Source organism: Stenotrophomonas sp. YJH_SMC_131 (assembly GCF_059367975.1).
Genome location: NZ_JCAFRJ010000004.1, coordinates 385,150 through 397,532, shown reverse-complemented (window position 1 = coordinate 397,532; position 12,383 = coordinate 385,150). Strand labels below are relative to the sequence as shown.

The 12,383-nt window shown below is 69.8% G+C and carries 7 protein-coding genes; all 7 read left to right on the top strand.

Annotation, left to right across the window (positions count from 1 at the left end):
* The first annotated feature begins 222 nt into the window (after window positions 1–222).
* The 7 genes from glgA to glgX are packed head-to-tail and all read left to right on the top strand — an operon-like array spanning window position 223 to window position 12,352.
* Window positions 223–1,749: a glycogen synthase GlgA gene (gene glgA / locus AC5P56_RS11425; RefSeq protein ID WP_080354736.1), complete on the top strand. Its 1,527-nt coding sequence runs from the start codon at window positions 223–225 to the stop codon at window positions 1,747–1,749.
* Entirely contained in the window at window positions 1,746–3,980 is a 2,235-nt protein-coding gene (locus AC5P56_RS11420; RefSeq protein ID WP_134808963.1) for a 1,4-alpha-glucan branching enzyme, read from the top strand. Before glgA ends, AC5P56_RS11420 begins: the two co-directional genes overlap by 4 nt.
* The gene (treZ, locus tag AC5P56_RS11415) at window positions 3,977–5,695 is read left to right on the top strand and encodes a malto-oligosyltrehalose trehalohydrolase (protein ID WP_288495976.1); all 1,719 of its coding nucleotides are present in this window, start codon (window positions 3,977–3,979) and stop codon (window positions 5,693–5,695) included. Before AC5P56_RS11420 ends, treZ begins: the two co-directional genes overlap by 4 nt.
* Window positions 5,692–7,536: a 4-alpha-glucanotransferase gene (locus AC5P56_RS11410; RefSeq protein ID WP_241886918.1), complete on the top strand. Its 1,845-nt coding sequence runs from the start codon at window positions 5,692–5,694 to the stop codon at window positions 7,534–7,536. Before treZ ends, AC5P56_RS11410 begins: the two co-directional genes overlap by 4 nt.
* Complete coding sequence (treY, locus tag AC5P56_RS11405) at window positions 7,533–10,106, top strand: malto-oligosyltrehalose synthase (RefSeq protein ID WP_288495978.1); 2,574 nt, start codon at window positions 7,533–7,535, stop codon at window positions 10,104–10,106. The genes AC5P56_RS11410 and treY overlap by 4 nt, the downstream gene beginning before the upstream one ends.
* The gene (locus AC5P56_RS11400; RefSeq protein WP_134808960.1) at window positions 10,075–10,245 is read left to right on the top strand and encodes a DUF2934 domain-containing protein; all 171 of its coding nucleotides are present in this window, start codon (window positions 10,075–10,077) and stop codon (window positions 10,243–10,245) included. The genes treY and AC5P56_RS11400 overlap by 32 nt, the downstream gene beginning before the upstream one ends.
* Window positions 10,232–12,352 (top strand): glycogen debranching protein GlgX, encoded by a 2,121-nt coding sequence (gene glgX, locus AC5P56_RS11395; RefSeq protein WP_134808959.1) that lies wholly within the window; start codon window positions 10,232–10,234, stop codon window positions 12,350–12,352. The genes AC5P56_RS11400 and glgX overlap by 14 nt, the downstream gene beginning before the upstream one ends.
* Window positions 12,353–12,383: the final 31 nt, after the last annotated feature.

Below are 12,383 nucleotides of genomic sequence, written 5' to 3'. Positions count from 1 at the left end.
ACACGGGCAGGAGGCGGGCGCCTGTCATGTGTACTGAGCTCATGACGCCTTGTCACAAAGAAATCGCCATGGCTTCACGGTTGATTGATCGCATGGAGGGCTATTGTCGTCCTGAGCCTCTCGCTGACGTCCCCCACGTCCTGCGTCGACTTCCTTCCCAGCACAAGCGCCCGTCCGGGCGCCGCTGGCGTCTGTCTGCCTGAAGCATCCGAGATCATCCCCATGGCCCGCGCCGCCCAGTCCGCTTCACCCGTTGCGATCTCTCCGCTCACGCCCGTGCCGATCGGCACTCGCCGCGGCCACTCGCAACCGTTGGATCTCCCAGAACTGGTGCAGCGCGTGCTGTTCGTCGCCACCGAGATGGCCGACTTCATCAAGGCCGGCGGACTGGGCGATGTGGCCGCGGCGTTGCCGCGTGCGGTGCGCGGTGCATGTGATTCGCGCGTGCTGCTGCCCGGCTACCCGGAGGTTCTGCAGCGCCTGCCACAGCTGCGACCGGTGGGGCGGGTCAGCGCCCGAGCCGGGTTGCCCGCGTGCACGATCGGCATGGCGGTGCAGGCCGACGGCCTTCCTATCTACGTGCTGCTGTCTCCTGGGCTGTACGAGCGCGAGGGCTCGCCCTACGTGGATGGGCAGGGACAGGAGTGGAAAGACAACGCGGTCCGCTTCGCCACGCTTTCGCATGCGGCTGCGGAGATTGCGGCCGGGCGCGCCGGGCTGGACTGGGCGCCGCAGCTGCTGCACCTGAATGACTGGCCGGTGGCCATGGCTGCCGCCTACGTACGCTGGGACCGGACAGCCGTGCCGACCCTGCTGACCATCCACAACCTGGCCTATCAGGGGCTGTTTCCCTACGCGCTTGCGCCGGTGCTGGGCGTGCCGGCCGAACACCTGGATGAACTGCACTTCCACGGGCAGATGTCGTTCCTGCAGGGCGGCATCACCAATGCCACGCGGCTGAACACGGTCAGCCTGCGCTACGCGCAGCAGATCACCGCCCCGGATGACGGCTGCGGGCTGCATGACCTGTTGGCGCGCCGGGCGGCCGGCGGACACCTGAGTGGCATCGTCAACGGCATCGACGCCAGCTGGGATCCACGCCGCGACATCCACCTCAAGGCCCATTTCGGCATCGGCGAATGGACCGGGCGCGCCACCAACGCGCATGCGGTGCGCAAGGCGTTCGGGCTGGCGCCGTCGACCGGCCCGCTGTTCGCGGTGGTCTCCCGCCTGGTGCACCAGAAAGGCCTGGACATCACCTGCGACGTGGCACCGCAGATCGTGGCGGCCGGCGGCCAGCTGGTCATCATCGGCGGCGGCGAGCCGCAGGTGGAAGCGCAGGTGCAGGCGCTGGCCCGGCGCTACCCCGGACGGGTGGGCGCATTCATCGGCTTCGAAGAGGCGCTGGCCCGCCAGATGTTTGCCGGCGCCGACTTCCTGCTGATGCCTTCACGCTTCGAACCCTGCGGGCTGAGCCAGATGTACGCGCAGCGCTTCGGCTGCCTGCCCATCGCACACGCGACCGGCGGGCTGGTGGATACCGTCGAGGATGGCGTGACCGGATTCCTGTTCCACGGCGCCAATGCCGATGGCCTGCGCCGCTGCGTGGAACGGGCGATGCGCACCTTCCGCCTGCCCGGCCTGCTGCAGGCCATGCGCCGCGCCGCCATGCTGCGGCCGGGTGGCTGGGATGCGGCCGGTCGCGCGTATCTGGCCCTGTACCAGCAGACCTGCCAGGTGGCCGCATGAGCCACGACAGCCTGCATCTGGCCGCCCTGGAGGATGAAGCGATCACGGAGACGGGATTGGATCAGCGTATCGCCCCGGCGCTGCAGGACCTCGTCCACGCGCGCCCGGCCGATGCATTCGCCTGGCTGGGCCCGCATCGCCAGCCAGAAGGCGGACGCCAGCTGCGCGTGCTGGTGCCGCATGCGCAGCGCGTCGAGGTGATTGCAGACGATGGGAGGCGCTGGAACCTGTCCCCTGGCCCGTTGCCCGGCCTGTTCGAGGGCGCGGCCGGTGACGCGGAGATACCGCTGCTTGCCCTGCATTTCGAACAGGGCGTGGAGCAGGTGCACGATGCCTATGCGTTCGGTCCACTGTTGGACGAAGCCCTGCTGCAGCGGTTCCATGCCGGTGATGCCGATGCGGCGCGGCAGCTGGGTGCGGTGCCGATGCAGGTGCAGGGCATTGCGGGCGTGCGCTTCGCGGTGTGGGCGCCCAATGCCCAGCGGGTCGCCGTGGTTGGCGATTTCAACGGGTGGGACGGCCGACGCCATCCGATGCGGCTGCGTCACACCGCCGGCGTGTGGGAGCTGTTCCTGCCGGGCGTGCAGGCCGGTGCCCGCTACAAATTCCGCATCGTCGGCGCCGACGGCCGGGTGATGCCCGACAAGTTCGATCCGATGGCGCGCTGGGCCGAGCTGCCACCGGCGACCGCATCGCGGGTGCCTTCGGCTGGGCCAATGGAGTGGCACGATGATGCTTGGTTGGCGGCCCGCCGCCTGGCCGGAACCTGCGCACCGCTGTCGATCTACGAAGTGCATGCCGGTTCCTGGCAGCGCAGCGACGATGGTGCGCCGCTGGACTGGGATGCCCTGGCCGACCGGTTGATTCCGTACGTGGCCGGTCTTGGCTTCACCCATATCGAGCTGTTGCCGGTGAGCGAGCATCCCTTCGGCGGTTCCTGGGGCTATCAGCCGCTGGGGATCTACGCGCCGACGGCACGCCATGGCACGCCACAGGCCTTCGCACGCTTCGTGGACCGCTGTCACCAGGCCGGCGTGGGAGTGATCGTGGACTGGGTGAGCGCGCACTTCCCCAACGATGCGCATGGCCTGGCCGGGTTCGATGGCACCGCGCTGTACGAGCATGCCGACCCGCGCGAAGGGGTGCACGCCGACTGGGACACGCTGATCTACAACTACGGCCGCAACGAAGTGGCCGCCTACCTGATCGGCAGTGCGTTGGAGTGGGTGGAGCGCTTCCATGTCGACGGTCTGCGCGTGGACGCCGTAGCGTCGATGCTGTACCGGGATTACAGCCGTGCCGAGGGGGAGTGGGTACCCAACGAGCAGGGCGGGCGCGAGAACCTGCAGGCGGTCGCTTTCCTGCGGCGGATGAACCAGACGCTGCGGGAGCGCTTCCCGGACGTGCTGGTGATCGCCGAGGAATCCACCGCGTGGCCGGGGGTGACAGCGCCGGTGGAGGAGGGCGGGCTTGGCTTCACCCACAAGTGGAACATGGGCTGGATGCACGACACCCTGCAGTACCTGGGGCGCGATCCGGTCCATCGTTCGCATCACCACAGCCAGATCAGCTTCGGCCTGGTCTACGCCTTCTCCGAACGGTTCGTGCTGCCGCTGTCCCACGACGAGGTGGTGCATGGCAAGGGGGCGCTGCTGGCCAAGATGGCGGGCGAGCCGGCACAGCGGCTGGCCCAGCTGCGCGCGTATTACGGCTTCATGTGGGCGCACCCGGGCAGCAAACTGCTGTTCATGGGCGGCGAGTTCGGCCAGGGCCATGAGTGGTCGCACGATGCGGCACTGGACTGGGCACGGGCGGCCAGCAACGAGGGCCAGGGCCTGTCGCGCCTGGTGGGCGACCTCAATAACGTGCTCCGCGCCGAACCGGCGTTGCATCGCGACGAACGCGACGAACGCGGCTTCGACTGGAGCGTGGCGGACGACAGTCGCAACAGCGTCTACGCCTTCATCCGCCGGGATCCTGCCGGCAGCGGCCGCACCCTGCTGGTGGTGACCAACTTCACCCCGGTGCGTCGCGACGGCTACCGGGTCGGGGTGCCGCAACCGGGGCGCTGGAGCGAACGGCTCAACACCGACAGCGCGTATTACGGTGGCGGCAATGCGGGAAACCTCGGCGCAGTGCATACCGAGCCGAGGCCGATGCACGGCCACGCGCAGTCGCTGCGGCTCACGCTGCCGCCGCTGTCCACGCTCTACCTGCAGGTTGATGCATGACCACAGTGGCCCCGCGCCTGGGCGCTTGGCCGGTGGCCGGTGACGGGGTGGAGTTCCGCGTGTGGGCACCGGGCGCAAGGACGATGGCGCTGTGCCTGCAAGGCACCCAGCGGCCGATGCAGCGCGACCCGGACGGCTGCCACTGGCTGCGAGTACCGGCATCGCATGGCGACCGCTACCGGTTCCGCCTGCCTTCTGGCCAGGACGTGCCCGACCCGGCCTCGCGCTGGCAGCCGGACGGCATCGACGGCGACAGCGCGGTGGTGCTGGATACGGAGGCAGCGCGGCCTGCCTGGCAGGGGCATGCCTGGCAGGACCTGGTGATCTATGAGGTGCATATCGAGGCCGGGGGCGGCTTCGCGGCGTTGACCGCGCAACTGCCGATGCTGGCCGCGCTGGGCATCACCGCCATTGAACTGATGCCGGTCGCGCAGTTTCCCGGGCAGCGCAACTGGGGCTACGACGGCGTGTTCCCGTATGCGCCGGCCCATGCCTATGGCGGGCCGGCAGCGCTGAGGGCCTTCATCGAAGCGGCGCACGATGCAGGGCTGTCGGTGCTGCTGGATGTGGTCTACAACCACTTCGGACCACAGGGCAACCACCTGCGCGACTACGCGCGCGGGTTCTTCCGTGACGACCGCGGCACGCCGTGGGGCGAGGCCATCGACTTCTGCCAGCCCTGGGTGCGGCGCTTTTTCATCGACAACGCGCTGATGTGGTTGCGCGACTACGGCTTCGATGGCCTGCGCCTGGACGCGGTGCACGCCATTGACGATGACCGTTTCCTGCAGCAGCTGGCCGATGAGGTACGTGCGGTGGCCCCGCACGCGCACCTGGTGCTGGAGAACGAGCGCAACCAGGCGCGATGGCTGCGCGGCGCCTACCAGGGGCAGTGGAACGATGACTTCCACAATGCGCTGCACGTGATGCTGACCGGCGAGCAGGAAGGCTATTACGCGGCCTATGCCGGTCGCGCCGAAGCACTGCTGGCGCGCTGCCTGGCCGAAGGATTCGCCTGGCAGGGTGAACCGGACCTGCGCGGCAATCCCCGCGGCGAACCCAGCGCCGACCTGTCGCCCGCGCGTTTTGTGGTATTCGCGCAGAACCATGACCAGGTGGGCAACCGCGCTTTCGGCGAGCGCCTGTCGATGCTGACCGATCCTGCGCCGCTGCGCGCGGCGCTGGCGCTGACCCTGCTGACGCCGATGATCCCGCTGCTGTTCATGGGCGAGCCGTGGCAGGCGCAATCGCCGTTCCTGTTCTTCACCGACTACGCGCCGCCGCTGGACGAGGCGGTGCGTGAAGGGCGTCGACGTGAGTTCGCTGGTTTCAGCGCCTTTGCCGACGCCGCCGCGCGCGCGCGTATTCCGGACCCGAACGATGCGGCGACCCTGCAGGCGTCGTACACGCCGCCGCCCGGCGATGGTCCCTGGTCGCAGCACTGGCTGCGCTGCACGGGTGAGTTCCTCGGCCTGCGCAGGCGCTATCTGCAGCCGGGCCTGCTGCAGGCGCGGTCGCTGGGCGCGCGCGTGCTGGGCCAAGGCGCGGTGCAGGCGGGCTGGCAGTTGCCATCGGGCCAATGGTGGATCGCGATCAACGTGGGCCCTGTGCCGGTGGAGCATGCGGTGCCGGCCGGCGAGTGCGTCTTGGGGCCGGACGCGGCCGGGATGCTGCCGGCAGGCGGCGGCGTGCTGGCCTGCTGGATCGCCGCATGAATACGGATGCAGCGGTGCGGGAGACGGCCCGCCGGGCGGGCCTGCTGGTCCGCTGGACCGACGTGGCCGGTGCCGCGCGCGAGGTCGCGCCGGACGTGCTGCGCGCGGTGCTGGAGGGGCTGCAGTGCGAGGCGGTGCCCGAGCACGCTGGCCTGCGCACGGCCTGCTGCGGACAGCTGCTGGTGATGCCGGAGGCAGCCGGTGCAGCGTGCTGGGTGGATGAGCAGGGCGCAGCGTTGCCCGCCCGTGCCGATGCGCAGGGCCGCTGGCGCGTGCCGGACCAGCCCGGCTACTGGCAGTGGCGCCGGGGCGACCAGCAACAGGCGGTTGCGGTGGCGCCACAGCGTGCCTGGTGGCCGCGGGGCACGCTGCGCGGCTGGGGCCTGTCGGCGCAGGTCTACAGCCTGCGCGCGCCCGGTGATGCCGGCATCGGTGACAGTGCCGGCTGTGCACGATGGAGCGAGCTGCTGCACCGGCACGGCGGCGACGCACTGGCGTTGAGCCCGCTGCACGCGGGCATGCCACCGGGCCCAGGCTACAGCCCCTATTCGCCCAGCGACCGGCGCTGGCTCGACCCGCTGCAGGTCTCCCTGCCGCAGGTATTGCCCGATGCCGCCAACAGCGTGCTGGGCGGGGACGAGGCGCTGGCGGCGGCGGTGGAAGCGGGAACTGCCGCACGTCGCATTGACTGGCCGCACTCGGCGGCAGTGAAGTGGCGCTGGATACGGCAGGTTCGCCAATGGATTGCAGCGCAGGCACCGTCGCAGCACGCACAGATCGAAACCTGGCGTGCCATGCAGGGCGATCCGCTACGGCACTATTGCCAGCATGCCGCCGACCGGTTCACCGGCAGCGCGGACGACCACGCGTTTGCGCAGTGGTTGGCACAGCAGGGCTGGGCGCAGGTACACGCCACGCTGCGCGACGAGGGCGCTTCGATCGGGTTGATTGCCGACCTGGCCGTGGGCTGCGCGCCGCAGGGCGTGGAGGCACGCACCGGGGGGGCTGATCTGCTGCAGGGACTTGAGCTGGGTGCGCCGCCGGACGCGTTCAATCCGCTCGGCCAGGCCTGGGGCATCACCAGCTGGTCACCGATGGCGTTGCTGCGCGAGGGCTTCGCCCCCTACCTTCGCGTGCTGCGCGCCGTGATGTCCGGCCGCGGCGGGCTTCGCATCGATCACATCCTGGGCCTGCTGCGGCTGTGGGTGTTGCCCCGTGGCGCGGACGCCGGGCAGGGCGTGTACCTGCGCTATCCGTTCGATGATCTGATCAACCTGCTGGTGCTGGAGTCCTGGCGGCATCGCTGCGTGCTGATCGGCGAAGACCTGGGCGTGGTTCCGCCGGGCATGCGCCAGCGGCTGGCAGCCCGGGGCATTCTGGGCATCGAGGTGCTGCCGTTTGCCCGCAACGGCGCGCGCTTCCTGCCGGCGCCGCAGTGGCGCCGCGATGCAGTGGCCATGCCCTCCACCCATGACCTGCCACCGCTGGCCGGTTGGCTGCGCGGGCGTGACCTGCGCTGGCGCGCACGCCTGGGTGAGCTGGCGGATCTGCCAGCGGCACTGCGCGCGCGTGCCAGCGACGCGCAGGCACTGTCTGCGGTGGTTGGCGGCGAGGGCGCGCCGCTGGACGCCAGGGCGTTGTCTCTGGTCGCCCACGCGGCGTCCCGGCTGGCGTTGCTGCCGCTGGAAGACGCGCTGGGCGGTCGCGCACAGGTGAACCTGCCAGGCACCGTCGGCGGCCATCCCAACTGGCGCCGCCGCCTGCCGCCGACGTGGGATGCTGACGCGGCCGATGCGCGCGTGGCGCGCCTGAGTGCCACGCGCCGCAGGGCCGGGCAATGACGGGGTTGCGTGCCACCGCGCGCCTGCAGCTGCACGCAGGCTTCGACCTCGGGGCGGCTGCCGCGCAGGTGCCGTACTACGCCGCGCTGGGCGTCAGCCACCTTTACCTGTCACCGATCGCTGCGGCGGTGCCCGGGTCGACGCATGGCTACGATGGCATCGACCCGGCTCGCATCAATCCGGAACTGGGCGGTGAAGCGGGCTTCCGGCAGCTGGCGGAAGTGACGCGCGCGCACGGCATGGGCCTGATCCTGGACATCGTGCCCAACCATCTGGCGGCGTCCCCGCACAGCCAGTGGTGGAGCGATGTGCTGATGCACGGGCCTCGAAGCCCGCACGCAGCTTGGTTTGACATCGAGTGGGAGGCGCCGGGCTGCGAGGGCCGGCTCTGGCTGCCGGTACTGGACCGGCCGTTGCACGACGCGGTACGCGACGGCGTGGTGCGCGTGGTGGTGGACAACGCGCGGCCCGTGCTGCGCCACCATGGCCTGGCATTGCCGTTGTCGCCGCGCAGCCATCCGCTGGAACCCGCGCAGTGGCCGGCGTGGGCCGAACGCTGCAACCGCAGCGTTGAACGGTTGCACACGCTGCTGCAGCGGCAGCACTACCGTCTGGCCTGGTGGCGCACGGCCGGCGATCAGGTGAACTACCGGCGCTTTTTCGATATCAACGAACTGGCCGCGCTGCGGGTGGAGCGCGAGGATGTGTTCGAGGCAGTGCATGCGCTGCCGCTGCGGCTGGTACGCGAGGGATGGGTGGACGGCCTGCGCATCGACCACGTGGATGGCCTGTCCTGCCCGGGCGCGTACCTGCAGCGCCTGCGTGAATCGCTCGACGCCGCCTGCGCGGCCGGCGGTCGTGACCCGCAGGCCGTCAGCCTGCATGTGGAGAAGATACTGGCCGAGGGCGAGCAGCTGCCCGACGGCTGGGCCTGCGACGGCACCACCGGCTATGACTTCATGGACCAGGCCGGTGCCTGGTTGCACGATCCGGCGGCTGCACCCGCGCTCTCGCGCACGTGGCAGGCGCTGGGCGGTGACCCGCGCAGCTTCGACCGGATCCAGCAGGACGCCCGCGCCATGTTGCTGCGCCAGGGCCTTCATGCCGACTTCCAGCGGCTGCTGCGCAGCGCGCAGCAGGTCCTGCAGCCGCGGCTGGCCGAAGCCGATATCGGAGTGGCTGCGCTGGCCCGCGCATTGGCTTCCGTGCTGGGGCATTACCGCACCTACCGGCCCTATTCGCTGCAGGGGGCGGGTGAACGAAAGGCGCTGGCGGACGCTGCCGCCGCAGCGCGCCTGGCACTGGACGGTGCCGCACGCGCGGCGCTGGACCTGTTGCTGGCAGCGCTTGCCGGCGAGGCGCAGGCCGAGCGCGTGCTGCGTGCGCGTTTCGGTCAACTGGCCGCGCCGTTGAATGCCAAGTCGGTGGAAGACACCGGGTTCTATCGCTATTTCAGGCTACTCTCGCGCAACGACGTCGGCAGTGATCCGCAGCGGCTGGGCATGGAGGGGCGCGCGCTGCTGGAACACGCCGCCGCGCGCCTGCGTCGCCATCCCAGGGCGTTGCTTGCGCTTGCGACCCACGATCACAAGCGCGGCGCCGACAGCCGGGCAAGGCTGGCGGTTCTCAGTACCTGCACGTTCGAATGGCGGGACGCTGTGCGGCGCTGGAACCGGATGTTGACCCGCGCCGGCGCGCCGATGCCATTGCCGGGTGCCGAGGCCTACGCACTGTGGCAGGCGCTCGTGGCCGCATGGCCGATGCACGGTGCCCCTGGCGCCGACTTCGCCTCGGGGATGGTGCAATGGCTGACCAAGGCATTGCGCGAGGGCAAGCGGGTCAGCAGCTGGTCAGACCCGGATGTGGCCGTGGAGGAGGCCGCCGCGCAGTGGCTGCACGCGCTGCTGGACGCAGCGCCCTTGCAGCCGGTGCGCGAGGCGCTGGCGACGTTCGTGGCGCGCATCGCGCCGGCCGGCGCCTGCAACGGCCTGGCGCAGCTGTGCCTGCAGCACTGCCTGCCCGGCGTGCCCGACCTCTACCAGGGTGGGGAAGGCTGGGACCTGAGCCTGGTGGACCCGGACAACCGGCGTGCCGTGGACTATCCAACGCGGCAGGCGTGGCTGCGCGATACGCGCGGGTGGCCCGCGCTGCTGGAAGACTGGCGGGACGGTGGCATCAAGGCATTCCTGCTGCGGCAATTGCTGGAGTGCCGCCGCAGGCACCCGCACCTGTTCCTGCATGGCCAGCTGCAGCCGCTGTCCGCGCCTGCGCGCTCGCCGTGGCTGGCGTTCACGCGCAGGCATCAGGCGCAGGTGCTGCTGGTGATCGTGCGCCGGGGTTCGCCCGCCGCCGTGCCTGGGCCCAGCCTGCACGCCGCGCACGACGTCGGCACCGGCGTAGCACTGCACGGTGTGCCGACAGGCCCCATGCGCAACCTCCTGGACGGGCGCATCGAACATTTCAACGCAACCGCGGACGTGGGCAGGCTTCTGGCTGGCAGCCCGCTGGCGATATGGATCAACGAGGAGACAGGTAGGGATGGACAGCAGGGAACGACGGCAGCGGATTGAGGCATTGGCCCACCAGATCTGGGAAGCGGAGGGGCGCCCGGACGATCAGCAGCAGCGGCACTGGCACATGGCCGAGCGCCTGGTGGAGGCCGAGATTGCCGCGGCGCGCGGCGAGGAGAGCACCGATGGCCAGCCGTAAGTGGACGCAGACCTCGCGCGTGCGCGAAGGCCGGCCGTTCCCGCTGGGCGCGACGTGGGACGGGCTGGGCGTGAACTTTGCGCTGTACTCGCGGCATGCCACCCGGGTGGAGCTGTGCCTGTTCGACGCGCGCAACCGTGAAGTCGAGCGCATCGTCCTGCCTGAGTACACCAACGAGATCTGGCACGGCTACCTGCCGGACGTGCGGCCCGGGCAACGCTATGGCTATCGGGTGCACGGCCCGTATGCGCCGGAGGAGGGGCATCGCTTCAATCCCAACAAACTGTTGCTGGACCCCTACGCCAAGCAGATCGTCGGCGAGCTGAAGTGGGCGCCGCACCTGTTCGGCTACACCCTGGGCCACCGCGATGGCGATCTCAGTTTCGACCGCCGCGACAGCGCCAGCTACATGCCACGCTGCGCGGTGATCGATCCGGCCTTCAGCTGGGGTGTCGAACGTGCACCCGCAACGCCCTGGGACCGGACCGTGATCTACGAAGCGCACGTGCGCGGACTGACCATGCAGCACCCCGATGTTCCGCAGGCCGAGCGCGGCACTTTCTCTGCCCTGCGCCACGACGCGGTGGTCGACCACCTCAGCCATCTGGGGGTGACCGCCATCGAGCTGCTGCCGGTGCATGCCTACGTGGATGACCAGCAGCTGCTCGAGCGCGGGCTGCGCAACTACTGGGGGTACAACACCATCGGCTTCTTCGCGCCGCAGCCACGCTACCTGTCGCTGGGCACCGTGGCCGAGTTCAAGCAGATGGTCGCGCGGCTGCACAGTGCCGGCATCGAAGTGATCCTGGACGTGGTCTACAACCACACCGCCGAAGGCAATGAGCTGGGCCCTACGCTGTCCTTCAAGGGCATCGACAATGCCAGCTACTACCGCCTGGCCGATGATCGCCGCTATTACATCAACGATACCGGCACCGGCAACACGTTCGACCTGACCAATGCCGGCGCGCTGCGCATGGTGATGGACTCGCTGCGCTACTGGGTGACCGAGATGCGGGTGGATGGGTTCCGTTTCGACCTGGCCACCATCCTTGGCCGCGAGCGGCATGGCTTCGATGCCTCGGGCAGTTTCCTTGATGCGGTACGCCAGGACCCGATCCTGAGCCAGGTGAAGCTGATTGCCGAGCCATGGGACATCGGCCCGGGCGGCTATCAACTGGGCCAGTTCCCGCCGGGCTGGGCGGAATGGAACGACCGCTTCCGCGATACGGTGCGCGCGCTCTGGCGCGGCGATGGCGGCCAGTTGCCGGAATTCGCCACGCGCTTCACCGGCTCGGCCGACCTGTTCGAACATCATGGCAGGCGGCCCTCGGCCAGCATCAACCTGGTGACGGCGCACGATGGGTTCACCCTGCACGATCTGGTGAGCTACAACGATCGCCACAACGAGGCCAACGGCGAAGACAACCGCGATGGCCACTCGCACAACCTCTCCAGCAACCACGGTGTGGAGGGCGACACCGATGATGCGGCGATCCTCTCGTTGCGTGCGCGGCAGATGCGCAACCTGCTGGCCACGCTGCTGCTCGCGCAGGGCACGCCGATGCTGCTGGCCGGCGATGAGTTCGGCCATTCGCAGCAGGGCAACAACAACGCCTACTGCCAGGACAACCCGCTGAGCTGGATCGACTGGGAGCGTGCGGCATCGCCGGCTGCACAGGCGCAGGTGGCGTTCGTACGCCGGGCGCTGTCGCTGCGCCGACGCTATGGCCTGCTGCGCAGGAACCGGTTCCTGCGCGGCGAATACGATGAAGCGCTGGGCCTGCGCGATATCGACTGGCGGCATCCTGACGGCCGCAGCATGGAGGAAGCGGACTGGCATGACGCAGGGCTGCGTGCGCTGCTGATCGTGCTGGACGGCCGCAGCCCGGACAGCGGCCTGCGCGAGCCCGGGCGGCATGTCAGCCTGGCCCTGCTGTTGAACGCCGGGGACCAGCCGCAGCGGTTCAGTGTGTCGGATGAAGCCTTGTCGTTCCGGCGCGTACTGCTGCAGACCGACGAAACGCCGTTGGAGCCGGATGAGGAAGGCGGCTGGACGCTGCCGCCGCGCAGCCTGTGCCTGCTGGCAGCCAGCAGCAGCGCCTGACGGCAGCGCGCGTACAGGCGGTGCTGCGATG